The sequence below is a fragment of the Streptomyces sp. NPDC057854 genome, from assembly GCF_042797055.1.
GTDB lineage: Bacteria > Actinomycetota > Actinomycetes > Streptomycetales > Streptomycetaceae > Streptomyces.
Genome location: NZ_JBHVMF010000003.1, coordinates 236457 through 257513, shown reverse-complemented (window position 1 = coordinate 257513; position 21057 = coordinate 236457). Strand labels below are relative to the sequence as shown.

Genomic DNA, 21057 nt, shown 5'->3' with positions numbered 1-21057 from the left:
CGAGCCCGCTCGACGCGCCGTAGGGCGGAAATCTACCGCGATCCGCGGTGGGCTTGTCATACGGGTTTCCCGTACGACGTCAGAAGACGAGGCTCATGTCGTCCCAGGAGTAGTCCTGGCCGTCCCAGGAGCCGCGGGCGAAGGTGCCGTCGCCCCGGCCGCCGTAGACGAGCAGGCAGCCCTCGTAGGAGCAGGAGTCGCCGCGGTAGCTCGGGCCGGTGAGGGCGACGAGGTCGTTGGTGCCGTCCAGGCCGTGGTCGCCAACGGCGACGAGCTGCGCCATGACGTTCCAGCCGCCGCCGAGGAGCGTGCGGGAGCCGAGGGCGCCGGTCCGGCCGGGGTAGGCGTAGAGGCGGCCGGTGGACGCCTCGCGGGCGACGAGGTCGGCCTTGCCGTCGCCGGTGACGTCGCCGACGGGGGTCAGCGCGTTCATGCTGTTCCAGCCGCCGGAGCCGATCATCTTGCGGGCGCCGAGGGTGCCGGTGGACGTGCCCGGGTACAGGTAGAGCCGGCCGGTGGACTTCTCCACGGCGAGGAGGTCGGCGCGGTTGTCGCCGGTCAGGTCGCCGAGGGCGGTGAGGCGGGTCATGGCGTTCCAGCCGCCCGTGCCGATGACCTTGCGGGTGCCGAACGTGCCCGTGCCGGTGCCGGGGTAGAGGAACAGCTTGCCGGTGGACGCCTCGCGGGCGATCACGTCCTCCTTGCCGTCGCGGGAGAAGTCGCCGTGCCGGGTGAGGGCGTTCATCGCGCCCCAGCCGCCGCCGATGAGCTTGCCGCTGCCGTCGCCGGGCAGGAACCAGAGGCGGCCGACCTTGTCGCGGGCGAGGAGGTCGGCCTCGTCGTCGCCGTTCAGGTTGCCGAAGGACGACGGCCCGGCCGGGTTGGGCTCGGCGTGCCAGGACGGGTACGCGGGGCCGTAGCACTCGCGCTCGGTGGGGACGAACTTCAGGGAGCTGAGGGACTTCATGCCCATGTAGCCCCAGTCCGTGCCCGCCGGGTCGGGGGCGCGCACGCCGACGCTCCAGTAGGAGGTCTTGTAGCCGGGCTCGTCGTACCCGCACACCCACTGGTTCGTGCGGTTGGAGACCGCGCTGATCTGGTTGTCCCAGGAGCCCAGCGTCGACGCGCTCTTGGTGAGCTTCAGCATCTCGCCGGTGGCGTGGTCGGTCTTCCAGGCGCAGAAGTAGCCCTTCGGACAGTCGCTGGGGGCGGCCTGGGCCGGGGTGGCGGCCGGGCCGAGGGTGGTGAAGGCGGTGAGCGCGGTGAGCACGGCGAGGCCGAGCGCGGCGGGGCGGGCCGCCGGGCGGCGGCGGCCGTTCAGCCGGGACAGCAGAGACATGTACGGGTTCCCTCCGGATGCGGCGCGGAGCCGAGCCCTCGGGGCTCCCCCTCTCGACACGCCGTGGGAGGGAAGGTACCGCGTGGTGGAGGCGGGCGCTCCGGTGGGGGCGGTGTGGGCCCTGGGGGGCGTTCGCCGGGGGGGGCGCGGGGGCGCCCGTGCCGTCAGAGGGCGTCGCGCATGCCGGGGAAGCCGAAGCCGTCGGCGTCGTCCCAAGGCACGTCCTGGTCGTCCACGTGGACGTGCCACACCGCGCCCGGCAGGGCCCGGCGCAGCGCGGTGACCGCGTCCAGGACGTGGACCAGGACGGAGACGACGCGGTCGGGGTCGCGGGGCAGCTTCGTCGACCCGGCCAGCAGCGCGTCCGGCTCGGGTCCGGGGTCGGCGTACAGGTACAGGCTCTCCTCGTCGCCGTACGGGAACGCGGCCAGGTGCGCGGCGGTGACCCGCTCGACGGCGGCCGACTCGGCCTCCGTCAGGGGGCCGGGGCGGCGCGCGGAGTAGTACACGGAGACGCTCATGAGGGGAGCTTAGGGAGGGGGTACGACAAGGGGGGGGTACGGCAAGGGGGTACGGTCGGGGACGGCCAGGGGTCCGTGGCCGTCCCCGTCGGCGTACTCGTCAGGGGGTCAGGGCGCCCGCCAGGAAAAGGCCCACCGCTTCCGCCCAGGCTTCCGGGTGGGTGTAGTGGAGGAGGTGGCCGGCGTCGGGGATCTCCGCGTACGCGCCGTGCGGGAGGACGCGGACCATCTCCTGGGCCTCGGCGCGGCCGAGTTCGCCGTCGAGGCCGCGGACGACGAGGGCGGGGCAGCGGACCTGGGCCAGCGAGTCCCAGTGGGCGTCGTGGACCCAGGTCTCGCGGGAGGTCAGCATCTGGGCGGGGTCGAAGACGGGGTGCCAGCCGTCCGCGCGCTCGGTCATGACCTCGGCGAAGAAGGCGCCCCGCGCGGGGTTCGGCGTCTCCACCCACGGGTCGTCCGCGCCGAACCAGCGGTGCACGGCGTCGAGGCTCGGGAAGGGCGCCGGCCAGCCCCGGAACCAGTCCTGCCAGGCGCGCTGCGAGGCCGCGCCGAGCGCGGAGGCCCGCATGTCGCAGATGACGAGGGCGCGGACCAGGTCGGGGCGCTCGGCGGCCAGCTGCCAGGCCGTCAGGGCGCCCATGGAGTGGCCGACGAGGGTGACGGGGCCGAGGCCGAGCCGCTCGACGACGGCCGCCGCGTCCGCGACGTACGCCTCGCGGGTGAAGGGTCCGCCGCGGGGCTTCTCGCTCGCCCCGTGGCCGCGCTGGTCGAGCGCGATCGCGCGGAGCCCGCCGGGCAGCAGGCGGGCGGCGGGGGCCCAGTGGCCCGCGTGGCCCATCAGGCCGTGGAGCAGTAAGACCGGCGCGCCGGACGCCGCCGCCGGGGGCCCGGCCGGGGCGGGGGGCGTGGGGCGGTCCTCCGGGCCGGAGGGCTGGCGGGCGATGCCCACGGCGCGCGGGACGCCCGGGCGCGGGCGGGCCCGCTCCGGCCCGGAGGCCGTGCCGCCCTGCCCCGCCGCCGCGCCGGCCGTGAAGTCCCAGGCCGCCAGCCGGATGCCGTCGGCTCCGGTGACGTCGAGTCGTCGCGCCATGATCTGGCACCCCCTCTTTCCCGTCGAACCCCGCCAGACTATCGAACCCACATTCGAAAATGCGCTTCTGCCACGCAACACCCCTCGTTCGAGTGACGGGCCTCAAGGATTGGCGCGCGCTGCCGAGGGGAGATCTTCAACGGGAGGCGGACCGCTCGGGGAAAACGGTCCGAGGGGACCGACCTTGAGAGCTCGGGGCTCCAGGTCGGAACAGGGGAGGACAGGCCCCGGCGCCACACGGCGCCGGGGCCCTCTGTCGCCCGGCGCGCCCCACCGCCGGCCCCCACCGGGACCCGCGGCCGGCGCGCGAACCCGGCCCGGACGCGCGGCAGTCGGCGTACGGCCCCTGTCGGTCGCATGGCCCCACCCTTCCGCGCATCACGCAGCGCACGCAGCTCGCTCCAGCGTGGCACGCCGAGGGCACGCGCGGAGCCATTCCGGCGTAAAACGGGGCGCGCGGTGGACTCCGGTGCGGTCACGGGCCGTTCGCGGGGCGGCTCACGGGCCGTTCGCGAGCCGGTCGCGGGCGGTGCGTCGCCCGTCCGCGACCGGGCCGAGGCCGGATCGCGGCCGGATCGAGGCCGGGGGCGTACAACCGTCGTGCCGCCTCGCGGGTCGACGTGGGCATGCTGAGCCCCCAAGTCCTCGCCCAGGGCGACCACATCGCGATCCTGCGGAGCGACCACCTCACGATCGAGCGGGACCGCGTCCGCACGACCGTGCCGCTCGCCGCCGTCGAGGAGGTCCGGCAGACCGGCGCGACATCGCTCGTGCTCGTCCTCACCGACGGCGCCACCCGCCCGCTCCCGGACGGCAACACGTACTCCGCGCCCGCCTTCCGCGCCGCCGTCACCGCCGCCCTGCCCGAGCGGCGCGACCCCGCCGGCAGCGCCCTCCTCACCACCGAGGAGACCGCGCACTCGATCCCCCGGTGGGCGGTGTGGCTGGGCGTACTCGGCTTCCTCGGGGCGTACGCCGGCTACGTCTGGTGGACCGCCTCCGCGCACGGCGAGGGCATGGGCGCGGCGGCGTTCGGCGCGGTCCCCGGCCTGCTGCTCGGCGGCATGTGGCTGGTGGTCGTGGGTGTCAGCGTCCGGGACCGGGTGCTGCTCGCGCGGCGGGGCATCACGGTCGTCGCCACGCGCGCGTACCTCCCCAACGGCCGGAAGGCCAGCCACTACACCTTCACCGACGCGAGCGGCAACGAGCTGAAGACCTCGTACGGCGCCAACCGGCCGACCGCCGAGATCCACGTCGTGTACGACCCCGAGAACCCGCCGGCCCGCCACGCGGCCGTCGAACCGGCGTACGCGACCGTCCTCAAGCACGCCCTCGGCGCGGTCTGCGCCGGCGGCATCCTGGCGCTCGGCCTGTGGGGCGCGCTCGCGCCCTACCTGTAGGCGCGCGAAGGCCCGGGGCGCTCCCGCGCGGCCCCGGGCCCGTCGTCCTGCCGCCCCCTGTGGGGGACAGGGGCGTCAGCGCTTCGCGACGAAGACGTGCGCCGCGACCTCCGCGTCCAGCTCCGCCGCCTCGCCGCTGCTGCCGACCAGCACGCCGCCCGGCGACTCCGACACCGACACGACCGAGCCGGGCTGCACGCCCGCCCGCCGCAGCGTGTACATGAGCTGGGCGTCCGTCTGGATCGGCTCGCCGATGCGGCGGACGACGACCGTCTTGCCGCCGCTCGCGTCCAAGTCCGCCAGCGACACCATCGAGTCGTCGAGGAAGGACTCGGCCTCGGCCTTCTCGCCCAGCTCCTCCAGGCCCGGGATCGGGTTGCCGTACGGCGACTCCGTCGGGTGGCGCAGCAGCTCCAGCACGCGGCGCTCCACGGCCTCGCTCATCACGTGCTCCCAGCGGCACGCCTCCGCGTGGACCTGCTCCCACTCCAGGCCGATCACGTCGACCAGCAGGCACTCGGCGAGCCGGTGCTTGCGCATCACGCGGGTGGCGAGCCGGCGGCCCTCCTCGGTCAGCTCCAGATGGCGGTCGCTCGCCACGGCGACCAGGCCGTCCCGCTCCATGCGGGCGACCGTCTGGCTCACCGTGGGGCCGCTCTGGTCGAGTCGCTCGGCGATCCGGGCACGCATCGGGACCACACCTTCCTCTTCCAGCTCCAGGATGGTGCGGAGATACATCTCCGTGGTGTCGATCAGTCCGGACATTCGTGCCCCTCGATGGAAGTCGTGCGCTGGCCCTCCACCAATTCTTGCGCATCCGGCCGACAACCGGGCCGCCCCGGCCCCGGACCGGGAGAACTGGGGACACCGGGGCGGCGGAGGCAGTATGGGCGGTATTGACAGAGCAATGGTCCAGACCGCACCGTGAGCGGCGATTCGACGGCCGTTCGACGGCGATTCAACGGCGATTCGACGGCGACCTCGACGAAGAAGGAGCTTCCTCACATGGGCGAGTACGCGGGCGGAACCACCGGACACGGCGACGGCGCCGCGGGGGCGGCGGAGAGCAAGCTGGCGGGACGGTTCTTCGACGCGGCGATCGGGCTCCTCCAGCGGGTCCGCGACGAGGACGCGGCCGAGATCGCCGCCGCCGGGGCGGCCGTCGCCGAGGCCGTCGCGCGCGGCAACCGGCTCTTCGCCTTCGGCGCCGGGCACTCCTCGCTCCCCGCCCAGGACGTCGTCTACCGGGCCGGCGGCCTCGCCCTGATGAACCTGCTCGCCGTCCCCGGCGTCGTCGGCGTCGACGTCATGCCGGCGACGCTCGGCTCCGCCCTGGAGCGCGTCGACGGGCTCGCCGGAGCCGTCCTCGACTCCTCGCCCGCCTCCGCCGGCGACGTCCTCTTCATCATCTCCCTGTCCGGCCGCAACGCCCTGCCCGTCGAGATGGCCATGAACGCCCGCGCGCTCGGCCTCACCGTCGTCGGCGTCACCTCCGTGGCGTACGCGAGCGAGACGCGGTCCCGGCACGTGTCGGGGACGTACCTCAAGGACCACTGCGACATCGTCCTCGACTCGAAGATCTCCGTCGGCGACGCGGAGCTCACCCACGAGGGCATCGAGGCGCCCTTCGCGCCCGCCTCCACCGTCGTCACCAGCGCCCTCATGCAGGCCACCCTGGCCGCCGCCGCCGAGGAGCTGGTCCGGCGGGGCATCGAGCCGCCGCTGCTGCGCTCGGGCAACGTCGACGGCGGGCACGAGTGGAACGGGCGCGTGATGACCGAGTACAAGGACCGGATCTTCTACCGGCACTGAGCCCGGTCCTCTTCCGGCACCGAGCCCGGCGGCCCGCGCCCCGCGACGGACGCGGGTGGTGCACGGGAGCGGCGGGTTCACGACAGCGGCGGTGCGTCCAGTGCCGCCGCCACGCGGGCCGCGACCGTCTCCGCGTAGAGCGCGTCCTGCTGGTCGAAGCCGCCGCGCGCCGCCGTCCGCAGGAAGGTCAGGACGCCGACGGTACGGCCCCGGGACCGCAGCGCCGCGCACAGCGCGTGCGCCGCGTCCGCCGGCCAGTGCCGCTCCGCCGCCCACCCGGCCGCGTCCCGGCCCGCGCTCACCCGCACCGACCCCGCGCGGTCCCACGCCTGGAGCGCCGGGTGCTCCGGGCCGTACCGCTGCGGGAAACCGCCGCCGAGGCCGTCGCCGTCCGGGGCGCCCGCCGGGGACGCCACCGCGCGCGTGAGCCGCCGGTCGCCCGCCACCCGGTCCACCAGGCCGTGGTCCGCGAACCCCGCCAGCGCGAAGTCCAGCAGCACCGCCACCGCCTCCGCCGGGTCCGCGTACTCCGCCGCCGCCACGCCCGCCCGGTGCAGCTGGCTCCACCGGAACCGGGTCCGGTCCGCCTCCCGCGCCGCCAGCCGCTCCCGCGTCACGTCCTGGAAGAGCCACGCCACCCCCAGCGGCACCGGCTCCTCCGTCATCGGCGACGCCAGCCGCACGAACCCGCTCCGCAGGCACCGCCGCCGCTCCCCCGCGCCCGGGGCCGCCGCCGCGAGCGTCACCCACAGGTCCGCCGGCGCCGGCGGCCCGCCCTCCGCGAGGACGTGCTGAAGCGCGCCCTCCAGCTCCTCCACTCCCCCGGCGACGACGTCGCCCAGCGGGCGTCCGAGCAGCGTCGTGCGGCCGGTGCCGATCGCCCGGGCCGCGTAGCCGTTGACGACCGCCGGGCGCAGGTCGGCGTCGATCAGCACGACGCCCCAGGGCGCGTCGTCGAACAGCGCCTCGCTCAGCGCGATCGACCGCTCCAGGTCGATCTGCACGTGCACCTCGCTGAACGCGCAGTACACGCCCGCCGGCCGCCCGTCGGCGTCTCGCACCCCCGCCGACTGGCTGCGCACCAGCACCCGGCCGCCGTCCTTGCGGAGCAGCGCCAGCTCGTGCACCTGCCGGCCCGGCGTCCGCATGGCGCCCATCACCCGGGCCAGCGTCTCCTCCGCGTCCGCGCTGCGCGCCGCCCAGCCGTCGAAACCGCGCCGCCCGACGGCCTCCGCCGCCGGCCAGCCGAGAATCCGCTCGGCCTCGCGGTTCCAGTGCGTCACCGTCCCGCCCGCGTCCAGCGCGCACAGCGCCGCGTCCATCCCGTCGAGCAGCGCGGCCAGCAGATCGCCGCCCGCCCCCGGCACGGAAGCGGTGTCCCGCGCGGACCCCGTGAAGGCACTCACCTGGAACTCCCCCCGGTAACCCCCCTGACGCAGGCCATTCAACTGGAACGTGACCCAGAACACACCGGGTTCGGCGAAACGGATCGTGCCGGCGGCGAGGACGGCGGGATCACGTCGGCGAGACGAAGCCCGACTCGTACGCGGCGATGACCGCCTGCGTGCGGTCGCGGGCGCCCAGCTTGGCGAGGAGCGCGCTCACGTGGGACTTGACCGTCTCCGTGCCGACGACCAGCCGGGCCGCGATCTCCGCGTTCGACAGACCCCGCGCCATCAGCCGGAGGACGTCCTCCTCCCGGTCCGTCAGCCGCGCCCGCCGCAGCGCCTCACGGGCCTCGTTGTCGGGGCGGTCCTGGGCGTACGACGCCGCCATGTCGCGTACGGCCGCCGGGAAGAGCAGCGAGTCACCCTCCGCGACCAGCCGCACCGCGTGGACGATCTCGGCGGGCCGGGCGCGCTTCAGCAGGAAGCCGTCGGCGCCCGCGCGGAGGGCGCCGTACACGTACTCGTCGTTCTCGAACGTCGTCACCACGAGGATCTTCGGCGGGGATTCGACCGTACGGAGGACGGCCCGGGTCGCCTCGATGCCGTCCATCAGCGGCATCCGGACGTCCATGGCCACGACGTCCGGGCGCAGGCTCCGCACCAGCGGGATGACGGCGGCGCCGTCCGCCGCCTCGCCCACCACCTCGATGTCGGGCTGGGCCTCCAGGACGGCCCGCAGGCCCGCCCGCACGAGGGGTTCGTCGTCCACGAGAAGGACCTTGATCGTCATCCGGTCAGCCTAGGCGCAGCGGTGGCGGGGCGGGGCGGGTCGGTGCGGCGGTCACGGGCGGGGGGGCCGGTGCGGCGGTCGCGGGCGGGGGCGGGCCGGTGCGGCGGTCGCGGGCGGGGGTCAGCGCAGGGGCAGGGTCACCGTGACCCGCCATTCGCCGTCCTTCGCGCCCGCCTTCGCCTCGCCGCCCAGCAGCGCGGCCCGTTCGCGGATGCCGCGCAGGCCGCTGCCGGAGCCGGGGACGGCCGGCGGGCGGCCGTCCGGCAGCGGGTTCGCGACCCGCAGCCGCAGCCGGGACCGCTCCGCCGCCACCCGCACCTCGACGGGCACCGGGCCCGCGTGCCGCAGCGCGTTCGTCAGCGCCTCCTGGAGCATCCGGTACGCCTCCCGCGACACCGGTCCCGGCAGCTCCTCCACCGGGCCGGTGATCTCGGCCGACACCCGCGCGCCCGAGGAGCGGGCCGAGTCCAGCAGCCGGACGGCCTCGTCCAGGCCGGGGCTCGCGCCGCGCGGCCGGCCCGTCTCGCGGAGCAGGAGCAGCACCCGCTCCAGGTCCTCCAGGGCCGCCCGCCCGGCCTCCTCGATCGTGGCGAGCGCCCGGTCGGTGAAGTCCGGGTCGTTCGCCGCCCGCGCGGCGCCCGCCTGGACCACCGCGAGGGTGAGGGCGTGCCCCAGGGAGTCGTGGAGCTCGCGGGCGATCCGGTTGCGCTCCAGGAGCCGTTCCGTCTGCTCCTCCAGGGCCGTCATGCGCTCCTTCACCGACGGGCCGAGGAGCCGGCGCGCGACCCGCGCGGCCAGCCGGCCGCCGCCGACCACCGCCGCGAGCAGGGCGAGGACCGGCAGCGGCGCGAGGACCGGCAGGCCCAGGTCCGGGGAGGGCGTCAGCGCGGCCAGCACCGGCTCCTCCACGGACACGCCCGACAGCACCAGCGCGCACTGGAGCAGCCAGATCGTCACGAGCCAGGAGGCCAGGCCCGCCTCCAGCCGGAACAGCAGCCACAGGGCCGTCCGTCCGCGGTCCGTCCACGACACCGACGGCGCCGCCGAGATGCCGGCGGCGGCGTCCGTCACGCGCCGCACGCGCGCGTGCTTGCCCGGGACGAGCATCAGGCGCGCCTGCAGGCCCTCGGCGCGGCGGGCCGACGGCACCAGCGCGACCGCCGCGACCAGCGGGGCCGGGAGGGCCGCCACGATCAGCCAGTCCACGATCCCGGGCGCGGACAGGCCGGGGTAGATGAGGCCGACGCCGAGCGGCACGACCGCGCCGATCAGCAGGTGCAGCCACCGGGTGTACGTGACCGCGCGGCCGAGCGGCCGGGCGAGCGTCGGGAGGAACTGCGGCTGTGCGGGCATCTGTTGATCTTCTCAGGGGGTGGTCCGGCGGCGGCTCCCCCGCACGGGGGAGACGGTCCCCCCGGGCAGGGGATGGCCGGGGGCCGTCCGGACGCGAGTCTTGAGCCATGACCAGCATCGAGATCACGAACCTCACCAAGGAGTACGGCGGCAGGACCACGACACGGGCCGTGGACGACCTCACGTTCCGCGTCGAACCGGGCCGCGTCACCGGGTTCCTGGGCCCGAACGGGGCCGGGAAGTCCACCACCATGCGGCTCGTCCTCGGTCTCGACCGCCCCACCTCCGGCACCGCCACCGTCGGCGGCCGGCCCTATCCGGCGCTCGGCGAGCCGCTGCGCACGGTCGGCGCCCTCCTCGACGCGCAGGCCGCGCACCCGTCCCGGACCGGGCGCGACCACCTCCGCTTCCTCGCCGCGGCGAACGGGCTGCCGGCCCGCCGGGTCGACGAGGTGCTGACCGAGACGGGGCTGGAGCCGGCCGCCCGCCGCCGGATCCGCGGCTACTCGCTCGGCATGCGGCAGCGCCTCGGCATCGCCGCCGCGCTCCTCGGCGACCCGGAGGTGCTGATGCTGGACGAGCCGGCCAACGGCCTGGACCCGGAGGGCATCGTCTGGATCCGCGGGCTGCTGCGCCGGCTCGCCGCCGAGGGCCGCGCGGTGCTGGTCTCCAGCCACCTCATGAACGAGACGGCGACCTTCGCCGACCACCTGGTGGTCCTGGGCCGCGGCCGGCTCCTCGCGGACGTGCCGCTGCGGGACTTCATCGACGCCCACAGCCACGCGCGGGTGCGGGTGCGGACCGGGGACCCGCAGCGGCTGAGGACCGTGCTGGCCGGGCGGGGCTGGACCGTCGCGGACTCCGCCGACGAGGACGGCCGGTGGGTGGTGGAGGGCGCCTCCGCCGAGGAGATCGGCGCGGTCACCGCCCGCGAGGGCATCCCGGTCTTCGCACTCGCCGACGAGCGGGCGTCGCTGGAGCAGGCGTACCTCTCGCTCACCTCCGACGCCGCCCAGTTCACCGCCCGCACTCCCCAGGAGGTCTGACCGTGCCCGCCACGCCCACCGGCACCGCCACCGCCACCACCGGCACCGCCAAGCCCAACGCCACCGCCGCCGTCACCGTGCCCGCCGTGCTCCGCTCCGAGTGGATCAAGATCCGGTCGGTCCGGTCGAGCTTCGGCTCGCTCGTCGCCGTCCTCGCGGTCGGCCTCGCCATGAACCTGCTGCTGTACGTGAGCGTGGGCGGGCCCGAGCCGGACGGCAAGGGCGACCCGGTGTTCCGGGCCCTGTTCCACACCAACTTCGCGCAGATCGCGGCCATCGCCTTCGGCGCGACCGCCGTCTCCTCCGAGTACCTGAACGGCGCCCTGCGGAACTCGCTGGCCGCCGTGCCGCGCCGGGGCCTGCTGTACGCGGCGAAGGCGGCGGTGGTCGGCGGCGCCGCGCTCGCCGTGGGGCTGGTGACGTCGTTCGCCGCGTTCTTCGCGGGCCAGGCGTTCGCCGGCGAGCACGCGATCGGCATCGGCGCGCCGGGCGCCCTGCGCGGCTGCTTCGGCGCCGGCCTCTACCTCGCCCTCATAGCCCTGCTCGCCTTCGGCCTCACGTTCCTGCTCCGCAGCGCCGTCGGCTCGCTGAGCATCCTGGTCCCGGCCCTGCTGATGCTGCCGTTCGTCCTCGGCGACATCGCGTCCGGCGCCGCCCAGTACCTGCCCGACCAGGCCGGCACCCGTGTCCTCTACCAGACGCCGACCGGCGACCTGACCGCCTGGACGGGCCTCGGCGTGACCGCCCTCTGGGCCGCCGCGGCCCTGCTGGCGGGCTGGTGGGCGCTGCGCCGCAGGGACGCGTGAGGCCCCCGGGGACGGGCGCGCGTAAATCGCTTGTCGCGCTGCCGGGAGGTTCGTAGGGTGTGGGTACACGCGAAAGGAGGTGATCCGAAAAAATGGTTTCTTTTCGGACTCGTGAGGTGACTGCGGGCTAGCGCCTGCCGTCGCACGAAGTGCACCTCGGCAGGCAAGCTGCCGAAACCCCAGCAGTCACCCGACCCGTGGGCCGCCGGTCAGTCCGGCCGGCTCCCGTCCGAACCTAGGCGGACGGGACCAAGGCCCACGGGTCGTCTGCGTTCCCGCGCCGTTTCCGCGCCGGGGCGACCCCCCGTACCGCTACGGGGCCAGGCGCTCCACGCTCCAGCCGCCGCCGGCGTCCCGCACGTAGCGGAGGCGGTCGTGCAGGCGGTTCTCGTGGCCCTGCCAGAACTCGACCGTGTCCGGCACGACCCGGAAGCCGCCCCAGTGCGGGGGCACCGGGACCTGCTCGGTCTCGGGGTAGCGGGCGGCGAGTTCGTCGTAGCGCGCCAGGAGCGCGTCGCGGGAGGCGATCACCGAGGACTGCTCGCTCGCCCAGGCGCCCAGCTGGGAGCCGTGCGGGCGGGTGCGGAAGTAGGCGGCGGTCTCGTCGCGGCCGGTGCGGGCGGCGCGGCCGGTGACGATGACCTGGCGGGCCAGCGGGTGCCAGGGGAAGAGCAGCGACACGTACGGGTTGGCGGCGAGTTCGGTGCCCTTGCGGGAGCCGTAGTTGGTGAAGAAGACGAAGCCGGCGTCGTCGTAGTGCTTGAGCAGGACCGTGCGGGACGACGGGCGGCCGTCGGGGGTCGCGGTGGAGACGACCATCGCGTTGGGCTCGTGGATCGCCGGACTGGCGGCGGTCTCCTTGAACCAGGCCCCGAACTGCTGGACCGGATCGGGCGCCAGATCGGCCGGGGTGAGTTCCTTGGTGCGGTACTGCTCGCGCATGTCGGCGGGGTCCAGGGCGTCGGTCACGGGGCCATCCTGCCGCAGCACCCCAGTCTGCCCGCCAGGACGTGGCGCCAATCCTCCGTCGCCGGTTCGGCGCAGTGTGCCGGATGTCACGCTTCCCCGCATCATCGGAACCGTACAGACTCGACCGCTGGATGACTGTTCAGTCCCGCCAGCGACCGCCGTTAGGTTGATCGATCATCGATAGAGGGAGCCGCCTGATGTCCGACTTCGTACCGGGCCTCGAAGGAGTCGTCGCGTTCGAGACCGAGATCGCCGAACCCGACAAGGAAGGCGGCGCGCTGCGCTACCGCGGGGTCGACATCGAGGACCTCGTCGGCCACGTCTCCTTCGGCAACGTGTGGGGTCTGCTCGTCGACGGCGCCTTCAACCCCGGCCTGCCGGCCGCCGAACCCTTCCCGATCCCGGTCCACTCCGGTGACATCCGGGTCGACGTGCAGTCCGCGCTCGCGATGCTCGCCCCGGTGTGGGGTCTCAAACCGCTCCTCGACATCTCCGCCGAGCAGGCCCGCGACGACCTCGCCCGCGCCGCCGTCATGGCCCTCTCGTACGTCGCCCAGTCGGCGCGCGGCCAGGGCCTGCCGATGGTGCCGCAGCGCGAGATCGACAAGGCCGAGTCGGTCGTCGAGCGGTTCATGATCCGCTGGCGCGGCGAGCCCGACCCGAAGCACGTCAAGGCCGTCGACGCGTACTGGACCTCGGCCGCCGAGCACGGCATGAACGCCTCCACCTTCACCGCCCGCGTCATCGCCTCCACCGGCGCCGACGTGGCCGCCTCCCTCTCCGGCGCCGTCGGCGCCATGTCCGGCCCGCTGCACGGCGGCGCGCCGTCCCGCGTCCTCGGCATGATCGAGGAGATCGAGCGGACCGGCGACGCCACGGCGTACGTGAAGCAGGCCCTGGACAAGGGCGAGCGGCTGATGGGCTTCGGCCACCGCGTCTACCGCGCCGAGGACCCGCGCGCCCGCGTGCTGCGCCGGACGGCGAAGGAGCTGGACGCGCCGCGCTACGAGGTGGCCGCCGCGCTGGAGAAGGCGGCGCTGGAGGAGCTGCACAACCGCCGTCCGGACCGCGTCCTCGCGACGAACGTCGAGTTCTGGGCGGCGATCGTGCTGGACTTCGCCGAGGTCCCGGCGCACATGTTCACGTCGATGTTCACGTGTGCCCGTACGGCCGGCTGGTCGGCGCACATCCTGGAGCAGAAGCGCACCGGCCGCCTGGTCCGCCCGTCGGCCCGCTACACGGGCCCCGGCCAGCGGGACCCGCGCGAGATCGAGGGCTACGCCGACATCGTCGGCTGACCCTCCGGGTGCAGGAGGAGCTCCGCGTGGTGCCGCGCCGCGACCAGCGGATGGGCGCGGAGCTTCCCTTTCAGGGCGTTTTTCCCGTACTCGGCGAACAGCGGGTTCGCCGGGTCGGTCGTGACGCCGGGCGCCCGGTCCGCGTACGGGAAGTCGAGCGGGGCGATCCGAGCGTCGAGTCGCGGGTTGTAGAAGAACGGCACGGAGAACCGCTCGGTGGCGCCGGGCGGGGAGACCACCCGGTGGTTGGTGGCGATCAGGTAGCCGTTCGTCGCGACTTCGAGGAGTTCGCCGAGGTTGACGACGAAGGCGCCGGGCAGCGGCGGCACGTCGTGGAAGTTCCCGTCCTCGCGCTGCACCTGGAGGCCGCCGACCTGGTCCTGGAGCAGCAGGGTGAGGAAGCCGTAGTCCTTGTGGGCGCCGACGCCCTGGTCGTCGCCCTCGCCGCTGCTGCCGGGGTAGCGCACCAGCTTGAGCTGCGGGTGGGCGCGGGGGCCGAAGATGTCGTCGTAGAAGTCGGGGGCCGCGCCGATCGAGGCCAGCAGCTCGTGCAGCAGCTTCCCGGCGACGCCGCTGAGCCGGTCGATCCAGTGGAGGGCGGCCGTGCGCAGCTCGGGCAGGGCCTCGGGCCACTGGTTGGGGCCTTCCAGCCACCAGTAGGGGGGCTCCCAGGGGGCGGGGGCGCGGGCGGGCAGCTCGGCGCCGATGTCGAGCTGGTCGCGCCAGTCGCGGGCGCCCTGGGTGCGTTCGTCGCCGACCCGGGTGTAGCCGCGGAAGTGCGGGGAGTTGAGGTTGTCGAGGGCGCGCCGGTCGGCTTCGGGGAGGGCGAAGAAGGCGCGCATGGCGTCGGTGAGGGCGCGGGTCTCGGCCTCGGTCACGCCGTGTCCGACGAGCTGGAAGAAGCCGACGTCGTGGGCGGCGGAGTGCAGCTGGGCGTGGAGCAGCCGGCGGGCGTGCGGGCCGCGGTCGGCGGCGGAGAGGTCGACGATGGGGAGCTGCGAGGCGTACGAGGTGGTGGGGGCAGCGAGGGGTGCGCTGAGGCTCATGGATGCGTCCGCGGGGTGTACGGGTCCCGGGGCGGCCGCCGGGGTGGGGCGGGGGCCGCGGGTGCCGGTCGACAGGGGTCGGTGAGGGGACCCTGCGGGGCGGCTGGTGGTGCCCCTCGGGTCAGGCGGCGCGGCGACAGCTCATGCTCGTGACGCGGACGAAGTCCACGTGACGGCGGCGTACGAGCGTAGGCATGCGACCAGCGTACTGCGGCCCCGGCGGATCGCCTGTGGCCCGCGTCACACCGGTCGGCGGGGGCGGGGGTCTGGCCGCCGGGGCGGCGGGTACGCGAAGATCGCCGCCTCGCATGTCACGCGCATGCCAATCGTCTCGTCGCCGCGTCCCCGCGCAGGAGGATGTCCATGACCGCCCGCCGCACCGCCCGCCGCCTCCTGGCCGCCGCCGCCGTCACCCTGGCCGCCGCCTCCCTCACCCCCGCCGCCACGGCCGGCGCCGCCGCACCCGCGCCCGCCCCGCAGGGCCGGGTCTTCATGGTCAACCCCGTGCAGGCCACCGGCGACCAGACCCTCGCCGACCACAAGGACGCCGCGAGCGACGTGCCCGCCTCCGCGTACGCCCTCGCCACCCTCCGCAACCTCGACGCGAGCGGCGGCCTCTCCGGGAAGTGGGTGACGGTCCGCTCCGAGACCGGCAACCCCGCGAAGGTCTCCCAGGCCGCCTCGTACGACCGCTCCGACGACGAGTTCGAGCAGGTCATGGCGTACTTCTGGGTCAACGAGGGCCAGGAGTACCTGCAGAGCCTCGGCTTCGGCACCGAACTGCCCGGCGCCAACGACCGCGTCCAGCCCGTCCGCCTCAACCAGTGGGGCGCCGACAACTCCTACTTCACCGACAAGAAAGCCGAGATCCGCTTCGGCAAGGGCGGCGTGGACGACGCCGAGGACGCCGAGGTGATCCTCCACGAGTACGGCCACGCCGTGCACCACGCCCAGGTCCCCGGCTTCGGCACCTCCGTCGAGGCCGGCTCCATCGGCGAGGCGTTCGGCGACTACCTCGCCGTCGCCGTCGGCCGGCACGCCGTCGCCAAGTACGGCTGGCCCATGAAGGCCGAGGAGGCGTGCGTCGCCGACTGGGACGCCACCGGCTACAGCGCCGCCCCGCACTGCCTGCGCCGCCTCGACGGCACCAAGACCTACGCCGACCGCGAGGGCGAGGTCCACGCCGACGGCGAGATCTGGTCCCGCGCCCTCTTCGACATCCGCCAGGCCCTCGGCGCCCGCACCGCCGACCGGATCGTCGTCAACGCCCAGTTCGGCTTCGCGCCCGACACCAGCTTCGAGGCCGCCGCCCGCACCACGATCGCCACCGCACAGCGCATGTACGGCACGCAGGCCGCCACGGCGGTGCGCGACGCTTTCCGGGCCCGGGAGATCCCCGGCATCTGACCTGTCGCCGACGGGGAGGCGTACGGCACAGTGGACGGCGTGCTGATCACCGTCGCGGACGTCGAAGCCGCAGCCGAACGCCTCACCGGACACGTCGTACGGACCCCGACCCTGCCGAGCCCCGGTCTCACCGACCTGCTCGGCGCCGACGTCACCGTCAAGCTCGAACTCCTGCAGCGCACCGGATCGTTCAAGGCCCGCGGCGCCGCCGCCAAGCTGCTGGCGCTGGCCCCGGCCGAACGCGCCGCGGGCGTCGTCGCCGTCAGCGGCGGCAACCACGGCATCGCGGTCGCCGTGATGGCCGGCGCGCTCGGCGTCCGCGCCACCGTCGTCATGCCCCGGTCCGCGCCCGCCCGCGCGGTGGACCGCGCCCGGGCCGCCGGCGCGGAGGTGCGCCTCGCCGACTCCATGAAGGAGGCGTTCGCCCTCATGGACGAGCTGTGCGACCAGGGCCTCACCCTCGTCCACCCCTTCGACGACCCGCTGGTCGTCGCCGCCCAGGGCACCGTCGGCCTGGAGTTCGCCGACGACGCCGGGGACCTCACCGACGTCCTCGTCAGCATCGGCGGCGGCGGGCTCGTCGCCGGCGTCGCCACCGCGCTGCGCGCCCGCCGCCCCGGCGTGCGGATCTGGGGCGTGGAGACCGACGGCGCGCACGCCATGACGGCGGCGCTGGCCGCCGGGGGCCCGGTGCCGGTGGAGCTGACCTCCGTGGTCAGCACGCTGAGCGCCCCCGCGGTCTCCGCGCTCACCCACGCGCACGTGGCCGCGCTGGTCGAGGACGTGCTCACGGTGCCGGACGCGGAGGCCGTCCAGGGCACCCTGGACCTCGCCGAGCACGCCAAGGTGTGGGCCGAGCCCGCCGCCGGCTGCCTCCTCCCGGCCGCCCGCCGGGTCCTGGACCGCGTCGGCCCGGACGCCCGCCTGGGCCTCGTCGTCTGCGGCGGCAACACGACGACGGCCGACGTCGCCGCCTGGGCCGACCGCTTCGGCCTGCGCGGCCAGGCGGCCGGGCGGGTGGACCGCTAGCCGCCCAGCACCTCGTCGATCAGCCGCGCCCACTGGGCGACCACCCGGTCGCGGCGGGCGGTGTCGTCGGTGAGGAGGGTCGCGAGGCCGAGGCCCCGGGCCATGTCGAGGAGGCCCTGCACGGTCTCCCGGACCCCGGGCCGCGACTCGTCGGCACCGAGCAGCTCGACGGCGATCCGGTGCGACTCGCGGCCCACCCGGGCCTCCAGCTCCGCGACCCGGTCGCGGAGCTGGTCCTCGTGCGCGGCGGCCACCCACAGCTGGAGCGCGGCGCGGAAGAGGGGGCCGGTGTAGAGGCCGACGAGCGCGGCGACGGTCTGCGCCCGGTCGTCGGTGGGCAGCGCCCGCAGCGCCTGCGAGCGCTCCTCCGCGACGTACTCGACCGCCGCCGTGAACAGATCCTCGCGGGTCGGGAAGTGGTGCTGCGCGGCGCCCCGCGACACCCCGGCCCGTTCGGCGACGACGGCCACCGTGGAGCCCGCCCAGCCGTAGTCGGCGAGGCACGCCACGGCGGCCTCCAGGAGCCGCTGCCGGGTGGCGCGGCTCCGGTCCTGCTTGGGGCTCCGGTCGGACGCCGCGGGTCCGCCGGGCCGGGGCGCGGTCACAGCCGCCATTCGGGGTCCCGTCGTTCGAGGAAGGCCGTCATGCCCTCGCGCGCCTCGGCGGAGGCGAAGAGCGTGGCCGACCTCTGCACGAGGTCCTCCGCGTCGCGCTCGAAGGTCTCCAGGACTCTAGCGGTGACCAGCCGCTTCGCCTCGCGCAGCCCCTGCGGCGAGGCGGCCCGCAGACCGTCCAGGACGGCGTCGAGCTGGTCGTCGCCGGCCGTGACGAGGCCCATCGCGCGCGCCTCCGGGACACCGAACCGCTCGCCCGTCAGATAGTGCCGGGCCGCCGCCCTCGGCTCCAGCCGCGGCAGCAGGGTCAGCGAGATCACGGCGGGCGCGACCCCGAGGCGGACCTCGGTGAGCGCGAAGTCCGCGCCCTCCCCCGCGAGCACGATGTCGCAGGCGCCGAGCAGCCCGAGGCCGCCCGCGCGGGCCCGACCGCCGGCGGTGACGTGCCCGACGACCGGCTTCGGCAGCTCCACGACCTGCCGCAGCAGGTCGACGAAGGCGTACGGGCTCGGCGGCGCCTTCAGGTCGGCGCCCGCGCTGAACGTGGTGCCCGTGTGGGTGAGGACCACCGCCCGCACGGCGGGGTCCTTCCCGGCCGCCGCCAGCGCCTCGCCGAGTGCGGCGACGAGTCCGGCCGACAGGGCGTTGCGGGTGTCCGGGGAGTCGAGGGCGAGGGTGGCGATCCCCCGCTCCTCGGTGACGGCGACCAGGGTCATGGCGGTACCTCAGCTCTCTCGCAGCTCGCGGCGCAGGATCTTTCCGGAGGCGGCCCGGGGCACCGCGTCGACGAACTCGACGGCCCGGACCTTCTTGTACGGGGCGACCCGGGCGGCCACGTGGGCCATGACCTCCTCGGCGGTGAGCCCGGGCGCGGCCGGCTGGCGCACCACGAACGCCTTGGGCACCTCCGTGCCGTCGGCGTCCGTCACCCCGATGACGGCGGCGTCGGCGACGCCCTCGTGGGTGAGGAGCAGGGCCTCCAGCTCGGCCGGGGCGACCTGGAAGCCCTTGTACTTGATGAGTTCCTTCACCCGGTCCACGACGTACAGCCAGCCGTCGGCGTCGACCCGCCCGACGTCGCCGGTGTGCACCCAGCCGTCGGCGTCGATCATCGCGGCGGTGGCGTCCGGCCGCCCCAGGTACCCCTTCATGACCTGCGGCCCCCGGATGGCGATCTCGCCCTCCTCCCCCGGCGCCGCGTCCTTCGCCGGGTCGTCGAGCGACAGGATCCGCATCTCGGTGGAGGGCAGCAGCTTCCCGACGGTGCCGGGCGGCGGGTGCTCCACGGAGAGCGGCGTGACGTGCGTCCCCGGGGACAGCTCGGTCATGCCGTACGCCTGCCGCACCGGCGGCAGCCCGAGCCGCTGCGAGCACGCCTCGGCGAGCGCCGCGTCGAGCGGGGCGGCGGCCGAGACGATGTACTCCAGCGAGGACAGGTCGTAGTCGGCGACGGCGGGGTGCTTGGCGAGCGCGAGCACGATCGGCGGGGCCACGTACAGGCCGTTGATGCGGTGCCGCTGGATCGCGCCGAGGAAGGTGTCGAGCTCGAAGCGGGGCAGGACGACGACGGTGGCGCCCTTGCGGAGGGGCGCGTTCATGAGGGCCGTCAAACCGTATATGTGAAAGAAGGGGAGCACCGCGAGGATCCGGTCGCCCGGGCCCATCGGGATGAAGGGCTCCAGCTGCGCCAGGTTCGTCGCGATGGAGGCGTGGGTGAGCATCACGCCCTTGGGGGTGCCGGTGGTGCCGGAGGAGTACGGGAGGGCGGCGACGTCCTCGGCGGGGTCGACGGCGATCTCCGGCTCGGGCGCGGCGGAGGCGAGGAACGCCTGGAGCGACCGGGTGCCGTCCTCCGCCGTGTCGCAGACGAAGATCTCCTCGACGCCGCCCGCCAGTTCGGCGGCGGCCCGGGCGGCCGGGAGGAGCGGCGAGACGGTGACGATCCAGCGCGCCGCCGAGTCCCGCAGCTGCTTGGCGAACTCCTCGGGCGTGGCCAGCGGGTGGACGGTGGTGACGGCGGCGCCGGCGCGGGTGGCGGCGTAGAACGCGACCGGGAAGAGCACGGTGTTGGGGCTGTGCAGCGCGAGCACGTCGCCCTTGCGCACCCCGGCCTCCGCGAGTCCGGCGGCGACCCGCCGGTGGAAGGCGTCGACCTGCGCGTACGTGAGCGTCAGGCCGCCGGCGCCGTCGACCAGCGCGGGCGCGTCACCGAAGGCGGCGGCCCCGCCGAGGACGGCGTCGTGGATGGGGACGGACAGGGCGGGGACGGGCTCGTACTCGCTGTGGAACACCATGCGTGACCCCCTGGAGAGGTGGAAGGTGGCCGCCAGGATCGCCCGTGCGGGGACCGCTTGGGGAGACCCTGGCAGCACCCCGCGAAACAATCAAGCGCGCATGCATGGTTTACGAGGGGTCCTGCGTGCGCAGGGGCGGGTCACTCGCAGGCGACGCCGTCGCCGTCGCGGTCCAGCTTGCGGCTGTAGCCGGGCTCGCCCGCGTGGATCGGGGCGGCGCCGGCGGCCCGGACGGCCGTGCAGTTGGCGTAGTAGACCTGCTCGGGCTCCGGCTCGGCCGTCTCCGGCGGCTGGGTCGTCTGGACGGGCTTCGGGGCCCGCGTGGTCGGGGCCTGGGTCGTGGGCTCGGGGGCCCGGGTGGTCGGCGCCTCGGTCGTGGGCTCCGGAGTGGGGGTCGGGGTGGGGGTCGGGGTGGGGGTGGGTATGGGCGCCTCGGTCGTCGGTTCCGGCGCCGGCGTGGGCGGCTCGGTGGTCGGCTCGACCGTGGGCGTCGGCGCGGGCGACGCGGTCGTCGGCGCCGGGTCGGCCGTCGCCGACGCCGTCACGGCCGGCTTCGGGTCGTCGCCCGGCGTCTTCGGCTCCTTCTCCGGCTCCTGGACCAGGATCAGCACGAACCACAGCGCGGACAGCACCGTCGCCACGGTCTTCGTCCGGGTCGTCCACCGGCCCAGCCACGCCAGGACGATGCCCGCGGGCGGGAGCAGCACGAGCAGCGTGACGATCAGCGCCGGGTGCTGCCACCACCGGCGCGGCGGCTGCCACGCCGGGGCGGGCTGGTACGGGTTGGTCTGCGGGTACACGCGCGACTCCAGGGACGTGAAGGGACCACGGCACCGAGCGGGGTGCCGTGGCCGT

Annotated in this window: 20 protein-coding genes; 7 read left to right on the top strand and 13 right to left on the bottom strand. The window is 75.1% G+C overall.

Annotated features, from left to right (window positions below):
• Window positions 1-79 precede the first annotated feature (79 nt).
• From ACFVQZ_RS07425 to ACFVQZ_RS07415, 3 genes are all read right to left on the bottom strand, one after another.
• A complete protein-coding gene (locus tag ACFVQZ_RS07425) occupies window positions 80-1339 on the bottom strand; it encodes an FG-GAP-like repeat-containing protein (RefSeq protein WP_081959046.1) in 1260 nt (419 codons plus the stop codon).
• Between the two features lie 164 nt (window positions 1340-1503).
• A complete protein-coding gene (locus ACFVQZ_RS07420) occupies window positions 1504-1860 on the bottom strand; it encodes a hypothetical protein (RefSeq protein WP_383620338.1) in 357 nt (118 codons plus the stop codon).
• Window positions 1861-1960: 100 nt separating this feature from the next.
• Complete coding sequence (locus ACFVQZ_RS07415; protein ID WP_383620336.1) at window positions 1961-2950, bottom strand: alpha/beta fold hydrolase; 990 nt, start codon at window positions 2948-2950, stop codon at window positions 1961-1963.
• Between the two features lie 626 nt (window positions 2951-3576).
• On the opposite strand from ACFVQZ_RS07415, the gene ACFVQZ_RS07410 reads away from it, so the two are divergent.
• Window positions 3577-4350, top strand: a complete 774-nt coding sequence (locus ACFVQZ_RS07410; protein WP_383620334.1) for a hypothetical protein — start codon at window positions 3577-3579, stop codon at window positions 4348-4350.
• 75 nt (window positions 4351-4425) lie between these two features.
• On the opposite strand, the gene ACFVQZ_RS07405 is transcribed toward ACFVQZ_RS07410, so the two are convergent.
• The gene (locus tag ACFVQZ_RS07405; RefSeq protein WP_030494889.1) at window positions 4426-5115 is read right to left on the bottom strand and encodes a metal-dependent transcriptional regulator; all 690 of its coding nucleotides are present in this window, start codon (window positions 5113-5115) and stop codon (window positions 4426-4428) included.
• Between the two features lie 240 nt (window positions 5116-5355).
• Between ACFVQZ_RS07405 and ACFVQZ_RS07400 the strand changes: the two genes are divergently transcribed.
• A complete protein-coding gene (locus ACFVQZ_RS07400; RefSeq protein ID WP_051787832.1) occupies window positions 5356-6162 on the top strand; it encodes an SIS domain-containing protein in 807 nt (268 codons plus the stop codon).
• 77 nt (window positions 6163-6239) lie between these two features.
• Here ACFVQZ_RS07400 and ACFVQZ_RS07395 read toward each other — a convergent pair whose 3' ends face one another.
• The 3 genes from ACFVQZ_RS07395 to ACFVQZ_RS07385 form a co-directional block, all read right to left on the bottom strand.
• A complete protein-coding gene (locus ACFVQZ_RS07395) occupies window positions 6240-7568 on the bottom strand; it encodes a PAS domain-containing protein (RefSeq protein ID WP_036414779.1) in 1329 nt (442 codons plus the stop codon).
• Between the two features lie 109 nt (window positions 7569-7677).
• Window positions 7678-8340: a response regulator transcription factor gene (locus tag ACFVQZ_RS07390; protein WP_030494892.1), complete on the bottom strand. Its 663-nt coding sequence runs from the start codon at window positions 8338-8340 to the stop codon at window positions 7678-7680.
• 120 nt (window positions 8341-8460) lie between these two features.
• Window positions 8461-9693, bottom strand: a complete 1233-nt coding sequence (locus ACFVQZ_RS07385) for a histidine kinase (protein ID WP_030494893.1) — start codon at window positions 9691-9693, stop codon at window positions 8461-8463.
• 107 nt (window positions 9694-9800) lie between these two features.
• Between ACFVQZ_RS07385 and ACFVQZ_RS07380 the strand changes: the two genes are divergently transcribed.
• Together ACFVQZ_RS07380 and ACFVQZ_RS07375 are read left to right on the top strand one after the other, a co-directional pair.
• Window positions 9801-10739: an ATP-binding cassette domain-containing protein gene (locus ACFVQZ_RS07380; protein WP_030494894.1), complete on the top strand. Its 939-nt coding sequence runs from the start codon at window positions 9801-9803 to the stop codon at window positions 10737-10739.
• 77 nt (window positions 10740-10816) lie between these two features.
• Window positions 10817-11545: an ABC transporter permease gene (locus ACFVQZ_RS07375; RefSeq protein ID WP_383620461.1), complete on the top strand. Its 729-nt coding sequence runs from the start codon at window positions 10817-10819 to the stop codon at window positions 11543-11545.
• A gap of 312 nt (window positions 11546-11857) precedes the next feature.
• On the opposite strand, the gene pdxH is transcribed toward ACFVQZ_RS07375, so the two are convergent.
• The gene (gene pdxH / locus ACFVQZ_RS07370) at window positions 11858-12487 is read right to left on the bottom strand and encodes a pyridoxamine 5'-phosphate oxidase (RefSeq protein ID WP_383620459.1); all 630 of its coding nucleotides are present in this window, start codon (window positions 12485-12487) and stop codon (window positions 11858-11860) included.
• Between the two features lie 224 nt (window positions 12488-12711).
• Here pdxH and ACFVQZ_RS07365 point away from each other — a divergent pair, with 224 nt between their 5' ends.
• Window positions 12712-13812 carry a citrate synthase 2 gene (locus ACFVQZ_RS07365; RefSeq protein WP_030494897.1) on the top strand — a complete coding sequence of 367 codons (1101 nt, stop codon included), beginning with the start codon at window positions 12712-12714 and terminating at the stop codon, window positions 13810-13812.
• On the opposite strand, the gene ACFVQZ_RS07360 is transcribed toward ACFVQZ_RS07365, so the two are convergent.
• Window positions 13791-14858, bottom strand: a complete 1068-nt coding sequence (locus tag ACFVQZ_RS07360) for an isopenicillin N synthase family oxygenase (RefSeq protein ID WP_030494898.1) — start codon at window positions 14856-14858, stop codon at window positions 13791-13793. The genes ACFVQZ_RS07365 and ACFVQZ_RS07360 overlap by 22 nt on opposite strands.
• Before the next feature lie 363 nt (window positions 14859-15221).
• Between ACFVQZ_RS07360 and ACFVQZ_RS07355 the strand changes: the two genes are divergently transcribed.
• Window positions 15222-16265: a M4 family metallopeptidase gene (locus ACFVQZ_RS07355; RefSeq protein ID WP_383620329.1), complete on the top strand. Its 1044-nt coding sequence runs from the start codon at window positions 15222-15224 to the stop codon at window positions 16263-16265.
• Between the two features lie 42 nt (window positions 16266-16307).
• On the top strand, window positions 16308-17294 hold the full coding sequence (locus tag ACFVQZ_RS07350) for a threonine/serine dehydratase (protein WP_383620457.1): 987 nt from the start codon (window positions 16308-16310) through the stop codon (window positions 17292-17294).
• On the opposite strand, the gene ACFVQZ_RS07345 is transcribed toward ACFVQZ_RS07350, so the two are convergent.
• From ACFVQZ_RS07345 to ACFVQZ_RS07330, 4 genes are all read right to left on the bottom strand, one after another.
• Window positions 17291-17908, bottom strand: coding sequence for a TetR/AcrR family transcriptional regulator (locus ACFVQZ_RS07345; RefSeq protein WP_030494901.1), 618 nt, complete (start codon window positions 17906-17908; stop codon window positions 17291-17293). The genes ACFVQZ_RS07350 and ACFVQZ_RS07345 overlap by 4 nt on opposite strands.
• On the bottom strand, window positions 17896-18624 hold the full coding sequence (locus tag ACFVQZ_RS07340) for an enoyl-CoA hydratase family protein (protein ID WP_383620327.1): 729 nt from the start codon (window positions 18622-18624) through the stop codon (window positions 17896-17898). Before ACFVQZ_RS07340 ends, ACFVQZ_RS07345 begins: the two co-directional genes overlap by 13 nt.
• Window positions 18625-18633: 9 nt before the next feature.
• Window positions 18634-20202, bottom strand: coding sequence for a 4-coumarate--CoA ligase family protein (locus ACFVQZ_RS07335; RefSeq protein WP_030494903.1), 1569 nt, complete (start codon window positions 20200-20202; stop codon window positions 18634-18636).
• Between the two features lie 140 nt (window positions 20203-20342).
• On the bottom strand, window positions 20343-21002 hold the full coding sequence (locus ACFVQZ_RS07330; RefSeq protein WP_383620325.1) for an excalibur calcium-binding domain-containing protein: 660 nt from the start codon (window positions 21000-21002) through the stop codon (window positions 20343-20345).
• Window positions 21003-21057: the final 55 nt, after the last annotated feature.

Bases quoted from the DNA above. Each gene is read 5' to 3' on its own strand.
- ACFVQZ_RS07425 (WP_081959046.1), bottom strand. From the start codon at position 1,339: ATGTCTCTGCTGTCCCGGCTGAACGGCCGCCGCCGCCCGGCGGCCCGC.
- ACFVQZ_RS07420 (WP_383620338.1), bottom strand. From the start codon at position 1,860: ATGAGCGTCTCCGTGTACTACTCCGCGCGCCGCCCCGGCCCCCTGACG.
- ACFVQZ_RS07415 (WP_383620336.1), bottom strand. From the start codon at position 2,950: ATGGCGCGACGACTCGACGTCACCGGAGCCGACGGCATCCGGCTGGCG.
- ACFVQZ_RS07410 (WP_383620334.1), top strand. From the start codon at position 3,577: ATGCTGAGCCCCCAAGTCCTCGCCCAGGGCGACCACATCGCGATCCTG.
- ACFVQZ_RS07405 (WP_030494889.1), bottom strand. From the start codon at position 5,115: ATGTCCGGACTGATCGACACCACGGAGATGTATCTCCGCACCATCCTG.
- ACFVQZ_RS07400 (WP_051787832.1), top strand. From the start codon at position 5,356: ATGGGCGAGTACGCGGGCGGAACCACCGGACACGGCGACGGCGCCGCG.
- ACFVQZ_RS07390 (WP_030494892.1), bottom strand. From the start codon at position 8,340: ATGACGATCAAGGTCCTTCTCGTGGACGACGAACCCCTCGTGCGGGCG.
- ACFVQZ_RS07385 (WP_030494893.1), bottom strand. From the start codon at position 9,693: ATGCCCGCACAGCCGCAGTTCCTCCCGACGCTCGCCCGGCCGCTCGGC.
- ACFVQZ_RS07380 (WP_030494894.1), top strand. From the start codon at position 9,801: ATGACCAGCATCGAGATCACGAACCTCACCAAGGAGTACGGCGGCAGG.
- pdxH (WP_383620459.1), bottom strand. From the start codon at position 12,487: ATGCGCGAGCAGTACCGCACCAAGGAACTCACCCCGGCCGATCTGGCG.
- ACFVQZ_RS07365 (WP_030494897.1), top strand. From the start codon at position 12,712: ATGTCCGACTTCGTACCGGGCCTCGAAGGAGTCGTCGCGTTCGAGACC.
- ACFVQZ_RS07360 (WP_030494898.1), bottom strand. From the start codon at position 14,858: ATGAGCCTCAGCGCACCCCTCGCTGCCCCCACCACCTCGTACGCCTCG.
- ACFVQZ_RS07355 (WP_383620329.1), top strand. From the start codon at position 15,222: ATGACCGCCCGCCGCACCGCCCGCCGCCTCCTGGCCGCCGCCGCCGTC.
- ACFVQZ_RS07345 (WP_030494901.1), bottom strand. From the start codon at position 17,908: ATGGCGGCTGTGACCGCGCCCCGGCCCGGCGGACCCGCGGCGTCCGAC.
- ACFVQZ_RS07340 (WP_383620327.1), bottom strand. From the start codon at position 18,624: ATGACCCTGGTCGCCGTCACCGAGGAGCGGGGGATCGCCACCCTCGCC.
- ACFVQZ_RS07335 (WP_030494903.1), bottom strand. From the start codon at position 20,202: ATGGTGTTCCACAGCGAGTACGAGCCCGTCCCCGCCCTGTCCGTCCCC.